Origin of the sequence: Cupriavidus pauculus, assembly GCF_008693385.1 — a bacterium.
GTDB classification, from domain to species: domain Bacteria; phylum Pseudomonadota; class Gammaproteobacteria; order Burkholderiales; family Burkholderiaceae; genus Cupriavidus; species Cupriavidus pauculus_D.
The window spans coordinates 1845920-1862039 of record NZ_CP044067.1 but is presented as its reverse complement, the minus strand read 5'-3'; the positions used below and the strand labels follow the sequence as shown (position 1 = coordinate 1862039).

General features: G+C 66.7%; 13 protein-coding genes. 4 read left to right on the top strand and 9 right to left on the bottom strand.

Annotation, left to right across the window (positions count from 1 at the left end; translation table 11 throughout):
- Positions 1 to 4 precede the first annotated feature (4 nt).
- On the bottom strand, positions 5 to 940 hold the full coding sequence (locus FOB72_RS26660; protein ID WP_150375896.1) for a 2-hydroxyacid dehydrogenase: 936 nt from the start codon (positions 938 to 940) through the stop codon (positions 5 to 7).
- 242 nt (positions 941 to 1182) lie between these two features.
- Between FOB72_RS26660 and FOB72_RS26655 the strand changes: the two genes are divergently transcribed.
- A complete protein-coding gene (locus FOB72_RS26655) occupies positions 1183 to 3018 on the top strand; it encodes an OPT/YSL family transporter (RefSeq protein ID WP_150375894.1) in 1836 nt (611 codons plus the stop codon).
- A gap of 3 nt (positions 3019 to 3021) precedes the next feature.
- Here the strand turns inward: FOB72_RS26655 and fumC are convergent, their stop codons facing one another.
- Both fumC and FOB72_RS26645 read right to left on the bottom strand, forming a co-directional pair.
- Positions 3022 to 4437, bottom strand: a complete 1416-nt coding sequence (fumC, locus tag FOB72_RS26650; RefSeq protein WP_150375892.1) for a class II fumarate hydratase — start codon at positions 4435 to 4437, stop codon at positions 3022 to 3024.
- Between the two features lie 151 nt (positions 4438 to 4588).
- Positions 4589 to 4939: a four-helix bundle copper-binding protein gene (locus FOB72_RS26645; RefSeq protein WP_150375890.1), complete on the bottom strand. Its 351-nt coding sequence runs from the start codon at positions 4937 to 4939 to the stop codon at positions 4589 to 4591.
- A 244-nt stretch (positions 4940 to 5183) separates the two neighbouring features.
- Here FOB72_RS26645 and FOB72_RS26640 point away from each other — a divergent pair, with 244 nt between their 5' ends.
- Entirely contained in the window at positions 5184 to 5555 is a 372-nt protein-coding gene (locus FOB72_RS26640) for a hypothetical protein (protein WP_150375888.1), read from the top strand.
- 60 nt (positions 5556 to 5615) lie between these two features.
- Here the strand turns inward: FOB72_RS26640 and FOB72_RS26635 are convergent, their stop codons facing one another.
- On the bottom strand, positions 5616 to 7601 hold the full coding sequence (locus FOB72_RS26635; RefSeq protein WP_150375886.1) for a diguanylate cyclase domain-containing protein: 1986 nt from the start codon (positions 7599 to 7601) through the stop codon (positions 5616 to 5618).
- Between the two features lie 334 nt (positions 7602 to 7935).
- Here FOB72_RS26635 and FOB72_RS26630 point away from each other — a divergent pair, with 334 nt between their 5' ends.
- The gene (locus FOB72_RS26630; RefSeq protein ID WP_150375884.1) at positions 7936 to 10800 is read left to right on the top strand and encodes an EAL domain-containing protein; all 2865 of its coding nucleotides are present in this window, start codon (positions 7936 to 7938) and stop codon (positions 10798 to 10800) included.
- Positions 10801 to 10883: 83 nt separating this feature from the next.
- Here FOB72_RS26630 and FOB72_RS26625 read toward each other — a convergent pair whose 3' ends face one another.
- Entirely contained in the window at positions 10884 to 11207 is a 324-nt protein-coding gene (locus FOB72_RS26625; protein ID WP_150375882.1) for a PadR family transcriptional regulator, read from the bottom strand.
- Positions 11208 to 11811: 604 nt separating this feature from the next.
- Here FOB72_RS26625 and FOB72_RS26620 point away from each other — a divergent pair.
- A complete protein-coding gene (locus tag FOB72_RS26620) occupies positions 11812 to 12717 on the top strand; it encodes a DMT family transporter (protein WP_150375880.1) in 906 nt (301 codons plus the stop codon).
- A 32-nt stretch (positions 12718 to 12749) separates the two neighbouring features.
- On the opposite strand, the gene FOB72_RS26615 is transcribed toward FOB72_RS26620, so the two are convergent.
- The 4 genes from FOB72_RS26615 to FOB72_RS26600 all read right to left on the bottom strand — a co-directional run bounded on the left by FOB72_RS26615 (position 12750) and on the right by FOB72_RS26600 (position 16107).
- Positions 12750 to 13151, bottom strand: a complete 402-nt coding sequence (locus FOB72_RS26615; RefSeq protein WP_150375878.1) for a hypothetical protein — start codon at positions 13149 to 13151, stop codon at positions 12750 to 12752.
- Positions 13152 to 13271: 120 nt separating this feature from the next.
- Positions 13272 to 13715, bottom strand: a complete 444-nt coding sequence (gene fur / locus FOB72_RS26610; protein ID WP_150375876.1) for a ferric iron uptake transcriptional regulator — start codon at positions 13713 to 13715, stop codon at positions 13272 to 13274.
- Positions 13716 to 14224: 509 nt separating this feature from the next.
- The gene (locus FOB72_RS26605) at positions 14225 to 15196 is read right to left on the bottom strand and encodes a tripartite tricarboxylate transporter substrate binding protein (RefSeq protein ID WP_150375874.1); all 972 of its coding nucleotides are present in this window, start codon (positions 15194 to 15196) and stop codon (positions 14225 to 14227) included.
- A 47-nt stretch (positions 15197 to 15243) separates the two neighbouring features.
- Positions 15244 to 16107 (bottom strand): oxaloacetate decarboxylase, encoded by an 864-nt coding sequence (locus FOB72_RS26600; RefSeq protein WP_150375871.1) that lies wholly within the window; start codon positions 16105 to 16107, stop codon positions 15244 to 15246.
- Between the last annotated feature and the right edge of the window lie 13 nt (positions 16108 to 16120).

The window sequence follows — 16120 nt, the reverse complement described above, 5'->3', positions numbered from 1 at the left end:
ACGATCAGTTGACGGGCGCGACGAGCGCCTCGCCCGCGAAATGGCAACGGGCGTTCTCGATGAACTGTTCGATGGACGCGTTGATCGCCTCGGGCGACCATCCTGCCATGTGCGGCGTCAGCACGACGTTCGGGCAATCGAACAGTTCGACCGGCGGTGCCGGTTCGCTCTCGTAGACGTCGAGGCCCGCGCCGCCCACTTCACCGGCCTGCAGCGCATCGGCCAGCGCCGAGGTATCGACCACGCTGCCGCGCGCGATATTGACGAGGAAGCCCTGCGGGCCGAGCGCGCGCAGCACTTCGGTGTTCACGAGGTGACGCGTCTCGGCACCGCCCGGCGTGGCGATGATCAGGTAGTCCGCCCATTCGGCCAACGCCTTCACGTTATCGAAATAACGGTAGCTGGCGTCGGGCCGCTGCTTGCGATTGTGATAGCCGATCTCGCAGTCGAACGCGGCGCCGCGCTGCGCGATGCGGCGGCCGATCGTGCCGAGGCCGATGATCCCGAGCTTCTTGCCCGACACGTTCGGCGGCAGCGGCAGCGCGTTGCGCCAGATGCCGTCGCGCGTGGCGCGGTCGAGCGTGGGCACGCGGCGCACGGTGGCCAGCAGCAGCGCCATCGCATGATCGGCCACGCAGCTGTCGTTGGTGCCGGCGCCATTGCCGACCGCGATGCCGCGCGCGCGGGCATGCGCGATGTCGATATTCTCGTAACCCGCGCCCAATGCGCAGACCAGTTCGAGTTCCGGCATCGCATCGATCTCGTCGGACGTGAGACCCGTCGTGCCATTGGTCAGCACCGCGCGGAACGTTGGGCCGTGCGTGGCAATCTCGGCGACGCGGCCGGCGGTAGTGGGGGCGTAGCGGATCGCGTAGTGCTCGCCGATACGGGCGAGGTGCTCGGAATCCAGCTGAATCAGGATTAGCAGGGCGGGCTTCATGACGGGCAGGGGCGAGGCGATGGGAAGAAAAACTGACGCGCCATTCTAGCCTTCCGACGATGAAGATGCTTGTCGGACGTGTGATAGCTGCCCGATTATCGACCGGTTGATGGCACGCAGAAACGGGTACGCATCGCCACGGATGGCGCGCGAAAAGCCCACGCAGAAACGGGTACGCTTACGGGCCCACTTTGGCCGCGCCGGCCTATCGCAAGCGCGCCCGACGCGCTAGGCTTGCGGGCATGTCCTCGACGCCGCTGCCTCCCGCTCCGCCATCGCCGGTCGCGCCCCCGCCCGACGCGGGCCGCTGGCGCTGGCTGCCCGCGCCCGATAGCTGGCGCTATCACCTGCTGCTGGGCGCCGCGGGCATGCTCGTGCTCGGGCCGCTCGGCAGCGTGGCGGCGGCGTATATGAACTTCTCGCTCGGGTTCTTCGTCGGCGGGCAGGTGCTTGCCGGCATTCTCGGCTCCGCGGTGACCGTCGGATATGGCGCGGCCGGCCGCCACGGCGCGAATTACATCCAGACAGCCGCCGCGTCGGTGGCGGGCATGGGCGGCATGGCGGTGATCATCCAGGCGATGGGGTGGATGGGTCTGGCCGAGCCGCCGCTCTGGCAGCTGGTGGCCTACATGCTGTGCATCGGCATGTATGGTGTCGGCGTGGGCATGCTCTACACCCCGTTGCTCGTGGACCGCATGCAGCTGACCTTTCCGTCGGGACTCGCGGTGGCCAATATCCTGCGCGCGCTGACCGATCCCGTGCTGTTGCGGCGCTCGATCGCGCGGCTCGCGGGCGGAATGGGGCTGGGCGTGTTGTGCGGCATCGGCGCATCGCGTGTGGCGTTCCTCGGCGCGATCGACCTGTCCGCCTCGACGTTCGGCGCGGGCATGATCGTCGGCGCGCGCATCGGCCTGGCGGCGCTCGTCGGCGGGCTCGCGGGCTGGCTGCTGACGCCGTTCTTCGTATCGATCGGGTGGCTTGCGCCCGGCGATCCCTATCGCAAGATCACGTTCCTGATTGCGCTTGGCATGATCATGGGCGCCGCGGCAGTCGATGTGTCGCTGCTGCTGGCCCGCGCATGGCGCTCGCGCAGCGGGCCACCGCCCGATCTGGCGGCGCATGCGGCCTCGCGGACATCGCCGTCCCTGACGTGGGTCGTGCCATGGGTCGTCGTGTGGGGCCTCGCCGTGGTCGTGGCGGGCATGGTCTGGTTCGGTCAGCCGCTCGGCTACCAGCTGATGGCGGTGCTGCTGGTGCTGCTGTTCGCGCTCGTCAACGGTATCTCGGTCGGCATGGTCGATCAGAACCCGATCTCGTCGGCGTTCGTGCTGACCGTGATCCTGATGGCGGCCATGGGACTGCACCAGCCGCACGTGGGCCTGATCGCGGCCACGGTCCTACTGGTATCCACCTCGGTCGCGTCCGACATGCAGCAGGATCGCTCGACCGGCTGGCGGCTCGGCACGGACCGCGTGATCCAGTTCGGCTATCAGGTGGCGGGCATCGTGGTCGGCGCGCTGCTCGCGGTCTGGCTCGCGCGCCTGTTCATGGGCGCGTATCCCGTGCTGCGGCTCGACCAGACCGTGCTGCCGGCCGATCAGCAGCCCGCGCGCTGGACCTCGGCCATGACGTACAAGATCGTCGGCGCGCTGCGCAGCATGACCGAAGACCGGCCGTATCAGCGGCTGGCCGTATGGATCGGCCTTGCGATCGGGCTCGTGACCGAGATCCTGCGCAAGGCGATTCGCGCATCGGCGCGCTGGCGGCGGTTCGTGGCCGCGCGCCGCTCGGGAAAGATTGGCGACTTCCTGCTGGACGCCGCCATCCTGCCCTCTCCGTACGCGTCATCGTTCGGCGGCTTCGTCAATCTGCCCGCGGCCGCCTGGATGGCGGCGGGCGGCGTGCTCGCGAGCCTCGCCGACCATCGCGCCTCGAAGCGCGCGGACAGTGGCGAGCGTGTCGCGCTGCCGGAGGACATGACGACGACCTCGCTCGTAGGCGGTGGCCTGATCGCCGGCGACGCGCTGGCCGCGCTGGCGATCGGGCTGGCAGGTCTGGCCGCCGCGCTGGGCGGCTAGACCTCAGACTTCTTTCGTCATGCCCTTGAAGTCGATCCACTGGCCGAACTGTTCCTCGGTCACGTGGCTCGACGCGATCGCGGCTTCGCGCAGCGAAAGGTTCTTCTTCACGGCGAGCTTGGCGATGTCGGCGGCCTTGTCATAGCCGATATGCGGATTCAGCGCGGTCACAGACATCAGCGAGCGTTCGAGCAACTCCTGGATGCGCGCGCGATCGGGCTCGACCCCTTCGACCATATGCTCGGCGAAGCTCGCGGCCGCATCGGCAAGCAGCGTGACCGACTGCAGCAGGCTGTAGATGATGACGGGTTTGTACGCGTTGAGCTCGAGCGTGCCGAGGCCGTTCGCGAACGTCACGGTGGTGTGATTGCCGATGACGCGGCAACACACCATGGCGAGCGCCTCCGCCTGCGTGGGATTGACCTTGCCCGGCATGATCGACGAGCCCGGCTCGTTCGCGGGGAGGATCAGTTCGGCAAAGCCCGCGCGCGGGCCCGAACCCAGCAGCATGAAGTCTTTCGCGATCTTGAGGAACGACGACGCCGTGGTGTTGAGCGCGCCCGACAGATCGGCCAGTGCGTCATGCGAGGCCTGCAATGCGTAGCGGTTCGGTGCCGGTTCGAACGGCAGGCCCGTGTAGCCCGCGAGCGCGCGCGCGAACGCGGCGGCGAAACCGTCGGGCGAATTGAGGCCCGTACCCACCGCGGTGCCCCCCTGCGGCACGGGCATGGCGCGCAGCATCGCCTGCTGCAGCCGCGACTGCGCGTCGGCGACCTGCGTCATGTAACCCGAGAATTCCTGGCCGAGCGTCAGCGGGACCGCGTCCTGCAGATGGGTGCGGCCGACCTTGACGATATCGGAGAACGCATGGACCTTGCGCGCGAACGTCTGCTGCAGCATTTCCAGCGCGGGCAGCAGCTTCTGCTGGATCGCGCGTGTCGCGGCGATATGCATCGCGGTGGGAAAGCTGTCGTTGGACGACTGGCTCGCGTTCACGTGGTCGTTCGGATGCACGGGCTTCTTGCTGCCGACTTCGCCGCCGAGCATCTGGATCGCGCGGTTGGCGATGACCTCGTTGAGGTTCATGTTGGTCTGCGTTCCGGAGCCGGTCTGCCAGACGGACAGCGGAAACTCGTCCGGCCACTTGCCGCCGATGACTTCCTCGGCGGCGCGCTCGATCGCGTCGGCGAGCTCCGGCTTGAGTACGCCGAGTTCGCGGTTGGCGCGGGCCGCGCAAAGCTTGAGAATGGCGAACGCCTCGATCAGCGAGGGAGGCATCTTCTCGATGCCGATACGGAAGTTTTGCCGTGAACGCTCGGTCTGGGCCCCCCACAGGTGATCGGCCGGGACGGGAACATCTCCCAGGCTGTCTTTCTCGATGCGGGTGGACGTCTGGGTGGACGGTGACTTGTCGGACATGCGCGGACTCCTGATTCAGGAAAAGGGGCGACAGAGCCCTCTAGAATATCCGCGTTGTCCGCCAATCGTCGTGAAACACGCCGATGCCCCTGTCGGCTTCATGCGCATTGCGCGCGGGGTCTTCTACCGGCGTGTCATGCGCATGTCATGCTCAGGCGGTCATCTTGAGGCAGGCATCCATGCATGCCGCGCAGGCCTTCGCGCATTCCTGGCAGTGCCAGGCATCGTGATGCTCGCACTCTTCCTTGCACCATTTGCAGATCTCGGCGCAGTCCTCGCAGACGAGGGGCGCGAATTCGCTGTTGCGCAGCATATACGAGGCGGCAAGCGCGCAGATGCCCGCGCAGTCCATGTCGAGCGCGATGCAACGCGTCATCTTGCGCACGTCAGGTTCTTCGAGGCACGCCGCCGCGCACTTGAGACACGCGGCCGCGCAGGCATTGCAGGCATCGATGCATGCGGCATAACGGCTGAAGTTTTCCTGCACTGAGGGACGGATCATCGGGAATTCTCCTTGGGGGTGAGAGGCCGTCAGGCAGGCAGAACCACCGGACCGCCTGCTTTCACAATAGCAGCCGGGGTGGCGTTGCGCCGCGTTATACGCAGGGCGGCGCTACAATGACGCACCGCCGTACGTAAGCAACGGCGCACGCGCTCCGAGGGAACGCACATCGATCGAGATCGTGGGCGTTCAATGAATATTGGTAGGGTTTGGCGCGAGTCAGCCGCAGATAAGGATAGTTATCATGGGTGAAGCAAAGCGGCGCGGGACGCCCGAAGAGCGGGCGCAACAGGCACAGGCGCGCGTGGACGCGCTGCGGCCGCAGCAACTTGTCTGCGGCGCGTGCAAGACGGCATTCAAGGAATTCGAGGCGCTCGAGGCGCCGGGCCTGCGTGGCATCGACGCGATCTTCGGTGGGCAATGTCCGAACTGCGGCAACGACGTACTCGTTTTCAAGGGCGAGTCGAAGGCCGTGGCCGAAGCGATGCTGGCCTACGAGAAGATGATGGGAGAAGGCACCAAGCTCGGCTACCAGCATGCCGACGGCACGCATGTCGCGTTCGATGCAACCGCCCCGCAGGCATCGGACGCTTCGGACAAGTCCACCCCGCACTGAAGGCTGCCGAGGACCGCCGCGGCAACATCGGCCCGGCCAGCTTTCGGCGCTGAAAGCTGGTTAGAGCTCCGCCTCGAGCAGCTCCGACGGGCCAATCTCGTAGCGGCCGCGCCCCTGCGTCTTGGCGCGATAGAGCAGCACGTCCGCGCTGCGCATCAGCGCGTCCTCGGTCATCGCGCCGCCCTGGAACAGCGCGATGCCGATACTGACATCGACATCGGTCGGGACGCCGTCGAAATGGAAGCCGCGCGCCACGGCTTCGAGGATCGACTCCGCCACGCCGCGCGCGCTGGCGGCGCTCTCGATGTTCTCCAGAATCACCGCGAATTCGTCGCCGCCGAGGCGCGAGACCACGTCGGCATCCCGCACGCAGCGCCGCAGCCGCAGTGCGAACGCCTGCAGCAGCAGATCGCCGACCGCATGGCCGTGCTGGTCGTTGACGGCCTTGAACCGGTCCATATCGAGGAACAGTAGTGCCATCAGCCGCCCGTCGTCGCGGCAGCGCGACATGGCCGCGTGCAGATGCGACTCGAATGCGCTGCGGTTGAACAGCTGCGTCAGATGATCGGTCTGCGACATGCGCGACAACCGCAACGTTTCCAGCTTGCGCTCCGTGATGTCCTGCGCGTGGATATGCACGCCGACCACCTGACTGCCGTCTTCGCTCCATTCGGGGCGATACGTCATTTCCATCCAGTGCGGCTGCGGATCTTCATACTCGGCGTCGAAGCTGACGATATGGCCGGCGAGCGCGCGTTGCAGGTGCGGCCGCGCGCGCGCGTAGCGGGCCTCCCCGAGCAGCTCCCGCACGGTCTTGCCGCGGATTTGTTCCACGGGCATGCCATAGACGCGCTCGTAGGCGATGTTGTTGAAGACGTAGCGTTCGTCCATGTCGATGAACGCCAGCAGTGCCGGCAGCGTATCGGTGACCGCGCGCAGCCGGCGCTCGCTCCGGGCCAGCAGCAGGCCGCGCTGGCGGACATCGCGCATCAGCCGGACGAACGCGCGCGTGACGTCGCCGATTTCGTCGCGATGCGGGCGAGGCGGCAGCCGTTCGAACGCCGACGCGTCGCCGGCGCTGTCGCGCACCACCTGGTGCAGGCGCGACAGCGGCGCGAGCAGCCGCCGGATGACCAGCCACAGGAGGGCGGCCGCGACCACGAGCGCGAGGCCGGACAACAGCACGAAGCGTTGCTGCATCTGCTTCAGCGGCGCGAAGGCTTCCTTGGCGGGCAGGACGGCCACGAGCTCCCAGCCCGTGGTTGCCATCAGGTAGCGCGCGATGACGGGCCGCGTCGGCGTCAGGAATTCGAGCCAGGAGCCGTTGTCGTCCACGCCGCAGGTATCGCCGACCGCCCGCGCGGGCTGCTGGCGCTGGGCGGCATCCGGATGCTGCACGTAGACGGGGTCCGGTCCCGACGAGACCAGGCAATAGAAGCCCGTGTTGCCGAGCCGCACATGCGACAGTTCCACCAGAAAGTTCGAACTGGAAAGATCGAGCCAGCCACCCGCTATGCCGAGGAACGCGCTCGCGTCCGACAGTACGGGCACCGCCACGAGCACGCCGATCGTCCCGGAGACGCGCGCGCGAATGGGCGCGGTGACTACCGGCGACAGCGTGCGTGCGGCTTCACGGAAGTAGCTGCGGTCGGAAACCTCTACCGGCACGTTGAGCGCCGTCAGCACATGACCGCCCGCGTCGGCGACCATCAGTGCGTTGAACGCCGTGGGAATCGGGATCGAGCGCTGCAGCGTTTGCAGCAGTTTCGGACCCAGCACGGCGGCCGGTTGCGTGGGGCTGGTGGCGAGGTTGTCGCGCAGTTGCGGTGTCAGGTGGCTGAGCAGCAGGATGCGGTCGTCCATGGCCGTATCGAGCTGATCGGCAGTGAGCTTGACGATCGAATCCTGCTGGTTCTGAAGTGCCTCGCGCAGATCCCGATGGGCGTAATAAAGCGAGCCGAGGACAATCCCAGCTCCGAACACGGCGACGAGAGCCGCCGCCATCAGTGCGATCCGCGTTTTCAGCGACGGCAATAAACGAGGCATAAGGCAAAACGGAACACGGGGCTGCCCGGAGGGATGCAAATGTCGTTCCGGGTGGCAAGCCAGCCACCACGGTAGCACGCTGCATGGGACTCGGTCAGCCGGGGAAGCAGGGGTTTGACAAGCCGGGATTTGGCAAGCCCGCCATGCGGGTCTCCGCGCGGTGTGGCGCCAATGTGACCTGTGTGCGGCGCGGCACTGTCAGCGTTTGAGGCGGCAAGGTATAGTGCGCCGTCGCGTCGGGCCCCCTGGATAAGCCGGGCCCGCGGTGTCGGGCGCGCTGCCGCGCGCCCCGCCGTCGCCGGCATGTCCGCCCGCCGCCTTTATTTGTCCTGCCATGAAATTGCCGTTCCTATCGCCTGGGTTGCTTGCGCTGCTGGTCGCAGCGGGAGGGGCCTTGCTGACGGGCGGCGCATGGCAGCAGGCCAAACGGCTCGAAAACCAGGTCGCCCAGCAGGACGCCGCGGCGCTGCTCGATCGCACGGCCGACGCGATTCGTGCACGGCTGGAAGAGAACGAGCGTCTGCTGCGCGGTGCGGCGGCACTGATGGCCGCCGACCCCGCCACCACGCGCGCGCAATGGCGCGGCTATGTCTATACGGCGCAGTTCGATGAATTGCCCCCGGGTACGCTGTCGATCGGGTACGTCAAGCTGGTCACGGCGGAGCAGGTACCGGCGCTCATCGACGCCATCCGCGCCGAAGGTCTCGGCGACTTCGAGATCCATCCCGTCGGCGAGCGGCCGCTCTACGCGCCCATCGTCTACGTGGAACCGTTCGCGGGGCGCAACGCGCGCGCGGTCGGCTACGACATGCTCAGCGACGCCACGCGCCGTGCGGCCATGGAGAATGCGCGCGACACCGGTCATGCCACGCTCACGCAGGGTCTGGAGCTAGTGCGGGAGGTCGAGGCGCAGACGCACCAGCGCGGCGCCGTGCTGTACGTACCGGTGTTTCCGGCCGGCATGCCCGCCGCCACGCGCGACGAACGCCGCGCAGCGGTCAGCGGCTACGTCTATGCGACGCTGCGCCTGGGCGATCTCATGCGTGGGGTAAGCGGCCCCGCCGCGGGCGAGCTCGTGCTCAGCCTGTATGAAGGCAACGCGAAGACGGCGCCGAACCTGCTTTCGGGCGAAGGCACCGACGGCGAACGCCGCGCGGACGGCCGCAAGCCGATGGTCGAGGCCGAACGGCAGCTGCAGTTCGGCGGTGTCATGTGGACGCTGCACGCCGCCACGCGCCCGGCATTCGAAGCCACGCACCGCAGCCAGGCCGGCATGCGCGTGCTGGTGCTGGGGACGCTGGCCACGGCCTTCATGGCATGGCTTGCGGGATGGCTGGCGCGGCAACGGCGCGATGCGCGCGAGCATGCGGAACGGGCGCGCGATGCGAGCCTCGAGGAGAACGAACGTCTGCGCACCTCGCTGGGCAAGGCCGAACTCGATGCGGCAACGGCCGCGGCGCGCTACGTCCGCCTGCTCGACCATGCCGCCTTCTGCGTGATCACGTTCGACGAAGCCGGCATGATCACGAGCATCAATCGCGCGGGGCTGCGCATGCTCTGGTACACGGAGGCCGAACTCGTCAGCCGCATGCCGTATGCGAGTCTCTACGATCCGGACGAACTGGCCGCGCGCGCACGCGACCTGTCGCAGGATCTTGGCACGCTGGTCGCGCCTGGGCTGGCCGCGCTGGTGGCCAAGCCGCGGCTGGGCCTGGCCGATGAGCGCGAGACGACCTATCTGCGCAAGGGCAGCTCGCGCCTGCCCGTGCACGTGACGGTGACCGCGATGTCGGATGCGCGCCCCGGTGAGGGCGGGTATCTGGCGATTGCGCACGACCTGACCGAGCGCCGGCGCGTGGACGAATACATCCGCCACCTCGCGCAGCACGACGCGCTGACGGGGCTGCCCAATCGGACCGAGCTGCACGACCGCACCGAGACGCTGTTGCAGGAAGCGCGTCGCAAGGGCAACCGCGTGGCGCTGCTGCTGCTCGATCTCGACCACTTCAAGCACATCAACGAATCGCTGGGCCATCCGGTCGGCGACGATGTGCTGCGCACGATCGCCGACCGCATCCGCGGCGCGGTGCGCCCCCGCGACGTGGTGGCGCGCATGGGCGGCGACGAATTCGCGGTCGTGCTGGGCGATCTGCGCCACGACAGCGAGGCGGAACTCGCCGCGTCCAAGATTCTGGCGCGCGTATCGGAAGAGCTCCAGCTCGCGGGACAGGCGCTGCGCGTCACGCCCTCGCTGGGCATGGCGATCTATCCGGAAGACGGCGATTCGCTGACGGACCTGCTCAAATCCGCGGACTCGGCGATGTACGCGGCCAAGCAGGGCGGGCGCGCGCAGTTGCGCCGCTTCGCAAGCGAGATGGCGGAAGCGTCGCTCACGCGCTTTACGATCGAGGCGCTGCTGCGGCGTGCGCTGGCCGAGCACGAGTTCTATCTGCGGTACCAGCCGATCGTCGATGTGGGCACGCGGCATGTGATCGGCGTGGAAGCGCTGGTGGGGTGGGAAACGCCCGAGCGCGGCGTCATGCAGCCTTCGGAGTTCATTCCGATCGCCGAGCAATGCGGCCTCATCGGCGAACTCGGCGAATGGATTCTGGCGACGGCATGCCAGGACATTCAGGCGCTCCGTAACGAGCTGCACCGGGAGCTCGACGTCGCGGTCAACATCTCGCCGCTGCAGTTGCGCCAGCCGGGCTTCCCGGAGACCGTCATGCGCTGCCTCGATGCGGCGGGCCTGCCGCCCGACTGCCTGACGATCGAGGTGACCGAGGGCATCCTCGTCGAGGGCGGCGATACCACGATCGAAACGTTCCGCCAGATCCGCGACCTGGGCGTGGGGTTGTCGATCGACGATTTCGGCACCGGGTATTCGGGGCTTGGCTATCTGACGCGCCTGCCGATCAGCAAGCTCAAGATCGACAAGTCGTTCGTCGACGATGTGGCCTCACCGGGCCATGATCGCGCGGTGGCGGCGGCCATCATCACGCTGGGTCATCAGTTGCAGCTGCAGGTGGTGGCGGAGGGTGTGGAATCGCAGGCGCAGTTCGACGTGCTGCGTCACGACGGTTGCGACGCCGTGCAGGGTTTCCTGTTCTGTCCGCCCGTCGGCCTCGCGCGCCTGCGCGAGATCCTGTCCTCGGGACTCGAGGTGCCCATGCAGGAAGTGGTCACTGTGCGCATCTGAAATCACCACGCAGAAACGGGTACGCTTCGCGAATAAAAAACGGCATGGAGGATCCATGCCGCGTGTTCAGGTGACTTCAGCGCTCAGGTCTGGCTGGGCTGCAGCGTCTGGCTGCCGTCGGGGTTATGCAGGCGGCGGTAGAGTTCGTCGATGCGGGACCGGCTGCTCGCGAGTTCTTCGCGGCCCATCTCGGTCAGCAGGTAGACCCGGCCGATCCCGTCGCGCAACACGCTCTCCAGATAGCCTTCCATCTGCAGCGCTCGCAGCAGCGGGCGTACGGTGCCGATATCGACCTGGAACCCGTACTCGACGAGCATTTCCGCGAGCATGGCGACCGTGGCGGGCACCTCCAGGGCAAATTGCATCACATAGACGCGGGCCAGCAGGCCAAGGAACTGTCTTTTCATTTCGCAGGCAACGCAAAACTGGGGGTGGCGGTTGACGCCGGACAGTTTACGCCGGCTTACAAGCAGACGCGCGCGAACTCACCCCCCATCGCGCAGCGCCAGTAGCGTACGATACTCCATTCCCGCTCCGCACAAAAAAAGAAGCCGCCAGGAGGGCCTGGCGGCTTGTCGGGAATGCGTCGGAGGGGTCAATTAACTCTGGCGCAGGACAGAGTTTAAAGGAATCGAATACGCGATGTCACGTCTTGTGGTAGCGCCCCCTCCATTTGGGGGGTGCCGGCGTTCGCGATGTGATGCTGGGAACGCAGCATATCTGCAACAACGCCCGCGTTTGCCCCGTTCGCGTGCATAAAACGGCTGTTTTGCCACGGATTCCCGATTTCCATGGCGCGATATGACCCGGGCAGGGAAAGGTCCGAAACCGGCTTGCAGGGTGCTTCGGAAGCCGCTGTAATGCCTGTTGGACGCGGTAGCAGTGTTCCCAAAGGTATCGGGAAGGCGCTTTCCAGGCGTGCTGTGTGTTTTGCGCAACAATAAGCGGCAGCGTCGCGCTGCCATCCGTACGTCAGAGGCGTACGTCATCTCGTCATCTCTCCACTGCCGCATGAAACCAAACGATATCGTTCGCCTGCTCGCGCTGTCCGCGATCTGGGGCGCCAGCTTTCTGTTCATTCGCATTGGCGCGCCCGTGCTCGGACCGCTGCCGGCGGCGTTCTTTCGCGTGCTGATCGGCGCCGCCACGCTCGCGGCGTGCCTGGCGTTCATGCGCGTGCACTGGGACATGCGCGGCAAGTGGCGCGCGGTGATGACCCTTGGCGTCATCAACTCCGGCATTCCGTTCGTGATGTATGCCGTGGCCGCGTTATGGCTGCCGGCCGGGTACTCCGCGGTGTTCAATGCGATGACGCCGCTGATGGGCGTGCTGATCGGCGCGCTCTTCTTCGCGGAACCGCTGACACGCGCGAAGGCCATCGGGGTGGTGCTGGGTTTGCTGGGGGTGGCCGTGCTGACGCGGACCGGGCCCGTCACGTTCTCGCCGGTGGTGCTGCTGGGTGCGGCGGCCTGCCTCGTGGCAACGCTCTGCTACGGACTGGCCGGCTTTCTGACGCGCCGCTGGATCACGGCGCAGGGCGGGCTCGACAACCGTCTGGTCGCCGCGGGCAGCCTGATCGGCGCGACGCTTTTCCTGCTGCCGTTCAGCGCCGTTGCCCTGATGCGCGAGAACACGCTGCCGCTGGCGGGGGCGGGCGTCTGGGCCGCGATGCTCGCGCTGGGCATGTTCTGCACGGCCATTGCCTACGTCATGTACTTCCGGCTGATCGCCGACATCGGCCCGGTACGGTCGCTGACGGTCACGTTCCTGATTCCGCCGTTCGGCATCGTCTGGGGCTGGATCTTCCTCGGGGAGACGCTGTCGCCCGCGCATGCCGCGGGCATGGCATTGATTGGCGGTGCGGTATGGATGGTATTGCGGCCGGCAAAGCCGGCCGCCGAGGCGCGCACCGCCTGATAGCCGCGGGGCGCGACGGATGCGGTCAGCGATCAGTGATGATGCGGGCCGTGGTCGTGGTCGTACCCGGCGTAGTGGCCATGCGGGTCATGCCAGCCGCGCGGGCCGGGGCCACCATGACGGCCGCGGTCGTGCCACTCGCGGTACTCGTTGCGCGAATACCAGCGGCGGCCATCCCAGTAGCGGTCGTTATGCCAGCCGATCACGACGGGCGCGACGACGACCGGGGCCGGGGCAACGACGACCGGGGGCGGCGCATAGGCCGGAGCCGCGTAGACGGGGGCCGGGGCGGCATAGACCGGAGCCGGTGCGCCGATATTCACATCGACATCGACGCGGGCCAGTGCGGACGTGGAGGCGGTCAGCGCGGCCAGACCCAGGGCCGCGATGGTCAGGGTGGACGCGATCAGGGGACGCTTGTTCGGCTTGTTCATTGTGGTTCACCTGTAGTGTGATGCTGTACCTCCACTCTACCGGTGTGGCGTATTACGGTTCTAGCGCCTTTGTAACAAGCCCTCGCGATTCTGTAAGAGACGTTGTCGCCACGCGACGATTCAATCGTCCGTGGTGCGTGGCTGGCAGGCGGGGCACAGGCCGTAGAGCACGAGCATATGTTCGCGCAGCTCGAATTCGTTGTCCGCGGCGACCTGGCGCTGTCGGCGCTCGATCCCCTCGTCGCGAAACTCTTCTACCCGGCCGCAGTTCACGCAGATCAGGTGATCGTGGTGGCCGCCTTCGTTCAGCTCGAAGACGGCGTGATCGGCCTCGAACGTGTGCCGCAGCAGGATATTGGCCTGCACCAGCTGGTTGAGCACGCGGTACACGGTCGATAAGCCGGCATCGACGTCCTGCGTCAGCAGGATGCGATAGACGTCTTCCGCGCTCAGATGGCGGCGGTCGCTGGTACGAAACGCCTCCAGCACGTGCATGCGGGGCGAGGTGGCCTTGAGGCCGGCGTGCTTGAGACGGGGATCGGTACTCACAGGTGACAGGGACATGGAGCGATTCGCGCCGCAGCGCGTGTTAGGCGTCAGGGCGGACCATGGGCGGGAATCGCGCGCCCGGGCAGGCGCGAACGCATTCCCGCGGGGCGAAGGTTCGATTCGCCCGGCATCGGCAACCCATGACGGAATATTCAGGCTGACAGGACACCCGGGACGAGGTCGCCATGGCGGTCGTCCCGGGCGGTGCGCCGTGCCTGCACGGCGCGCGGAATAAAAAGGCGGCCTGGCTTGCCACCGAATGACGCGATCAAGAAAGCGGGGTCTGGATGCTTTCCTGATCTTCCGATGGCTGGCTACTGCCAAACGCTCCGCGTGACGGAGCGGTCCCCACAAAAGTCTGTAACGGGCAGTGCGTCGCACGAGATCCGCGTGGCACTGCCCAGAAATTCTTTACTGTCTGCCGGTGTCGTGCGCCGCGTGAACCAGACAGTGAGGCCATAGTAAATGCGAATCGATCTCATTACAAGCGTTCTTTTCGCAAGGCCATATGACCAGCGGGGGTACTAGTTCAGCGGAAAGCGCTTGGCCAGTGCCGTGAAGCGAGCATCTTCCTTGCGCACCTGCGCCGCGAACTCGTCGGGGGTGTTCACCAGCGGTTCGGCGCCCGCGGCGGTGATCGCGGTCTGCAGTTCCGGGTGGCGCATGGCTTCGCGTACCGCCTCGTAGATGCTCTGCGTGACCGCCGGCGGGGTGCCCTTCGGCGCAAACAGCCCGAACCACGTCGTGTACTCGTACTGCGGCATCCCGGTCTCGATCACCGTGCGGACATCGGGCGCGCCCGCAAAGCGATGCGTACCCTGGTTGGCCACGATCTTCAGCGTGCCGGCCTTCTGGTGCGGCAGGGCCGATGCCACGCCCGTCACCGCGAAGTTCACGTTGTTGGCGATCATGTCCGTGATGATCGCCGCCGTGCCCTTGTAGTTGACGACGATCAGGTTCGGCAGCACCTCCGCCTTCAGCTGCTGGCCGAAGAGCTTCGCGACGTTCTCGCCGGTGCCCATCGAACACGGCGTGGTGGCCGTCTTGCAGTACTTGATCAACTCCGGCAGGGACGTAGCCGGGAATTTGCTGTTGGCCACGATCACGCCGGGCGACTGCGCGATATTGGTTACGGGCACGAGGCTCGCGAGCGGATCGGTGCCCGTGAACGACGGCGCGTGCTTGGTCAGCACGATGGCCGGTGTCTGCAGCAGCAGCGTGTAGCCGTCGGGCTTCGACTCCGTGACCTTGCGCGTGCCGATGAGGCCGTCCGCGCCGGGCTGGTTGACGACGAGCACGGGCTGGCCCCACTGCTCGCCGAGCAGCTTGGCCGTCGCGCGCGCCGAGGCGTCGGTGCCGCCGCCGGGCACGTAGGGCACGACGATCGTGACGGGGCGGTCGGGCTTCCATGCGGGCTGTGCATGGGCGAAAGCGGTGACGGCCATCGCCGCGAGGGCGAGCGCCGTGGCGCGGAACGTGGTGTTGATGATGGGCATTCAGGTCTCCTCCGGATCGTTGTTATGGGGGCGGGGCGTCGCGACAGTCAGCGCGCCCAGCGCTTCTCGAAATCCCAGACTTCCTCGAAGCCGATCAGGCGGCAGAACTCGTTGAAGTCGGCCATGGGAATGTCCGGCGAGAGGCTCGTGCCGGATTCCTTGAGATGGCGCAGCGATTTCTCGATGGCGGCGGCGGCCACGAGGCTCGTCATCGCGGGGAAGATGGCGAGCGAGTAGCCGATCTCCTTCAGCACGCTTGCCGGCAGGATCGGCGTCTTGCCGCCATCGGCCATGTTGGCCATCATCGGCAGGTCGAAGGCTTCGCATGCGCGGCGCATTTCTTCCTCCGATTGCGGGGCTTCGAAGAACAGGATGTCGGCCCCCGCCTTCGCGTAGGCCTCCATGCGACGCATGGCGTCATCCACGCCGAGACTCGCGCGTGAGTCGGTACGGGCGATGATCAGGAAATTCTCCTTGTCCTGGCGCGCTTCCGAGGCGACCTTGATCTTCTCGACCATGTCCTCGATCGGCACACAGCGCTTGAACGGCGTGTGGCCGCATTTCTTCGGAAATTCCTGGTCCTCGATCTGGATCGCGGTGACGCCGGCTTCTTCGTAGCCGCGCACCGTGTGGTGCACGTTGAGCAGGCCGCCGTAGCCCGTGTCCGCATCGGCGATCAGGGCCGCCTTCGACGTCCGCGTGATCGTGCGCATGCGATCGACCATCTGCGTATAGGTGGCAATGCCGGCATCGGGCAGGCCGAGGCTCGACGCGGTGAGCCAGTAACCCGAACCGTAGATGATGTCGAACCCGACCTTGTTGGTCATGACGGTGGCGATCATGTCCTGCACGCCCGGGATGGTAATGAACTCGCCCGCGGCGAGCTTCTGGCGAAGAATGGGATTGGCCATGGCGGCTCCTGTA

Coding starts and splice junctions, on each gene's coding strand:
- FOB72_RS26630 (WP_150375884.1), top strand. CDS start 7,936: ATGAAATTGCCGTTCCTATCGCCTGGGTTGCTTGCGCTGCTGGTCGCA.
- FOB72_RS26605 (WP_150375874.1), bottom strand. CDS start 15,196: ATGCCCATCATCAACACCACGTTCCGCGCCACGGCGCTCGCCCTCGCG.
- FOB72_RS26615 (WP_150375878.1), bottom strand. CDS start 13,151: ATGAACAAGCCGAACAAGCGTCCCCTGATCGCGTCCACCCTGACCATC.
- fur (WP_150375876.1), bottom strand. CDS start 13,715: ATGTCCCTGTCACCTGTGAGTACCGATCCCCGTCTCAAGCACGCCGGC.
- FOB72_RS26660 (WP_150375896.1), bottom strand. CDS start 940: ATGAAGCCCGCCCTGCTAATCCTGATTCAGCTGGATTCCGAGCACCTC.
- FOB72_RS26640 (WP_150375888.1), top strand. CDS start 5,184: ATGGGTGAAGCAAAGCGGCGCGGGACGCCCGAAGAGCGGGCGCAACAG.
- FOB72_RS26635 (WP_150375886.1), bottom strand. CDS start 7,601: ATGCCTCGTTTATTGCCGTCGCTGAAAACGCGGATCGCACTGATGGCG.
- FOB72_RS26600 (WP_150375871.1), bottom strand. CDS start 16,107: ATGGCCAATCCCATTCTTCGCCAGAAGCTCGCCGCGGGCGAGTTCATT.
- fumC (WP_150375892.1), bottom strand. CDS start 4,437: ATGTCCGACAAGTCACCGTCCACCCAGACGTCCACCCGCATCGAGAAA.
- FOB72_RS26655 (WP_150375894.1), top strand. CDS start 1,183: ATGTCCTCGACGCCGCTGCCTCCCGCTCCGCCATCGCCGGTCGCGCCC.
- FOB72_RS26645 (WP_150375890.1), bottom strand. CDS start 4,939: ATGATCCGTCCCTCAGTGCAGGAAAACTTCAGCCGTTATGCCGCATGC.
- FOB72_RS26625 (WP_150375882.1), bottom strand. CDS start 11,207: ATGAAAAGACAGTTCCTTGGCCTGCTGGCCCGCGTCTATGTGATGCAA.
- FOB72_RS26620 (WP_150375880.1), top strand. CDS start 11,812: ATGAAACCAAACGATATCGTTCGCCTGCTCGCGCTGTCCGCGATCTGG.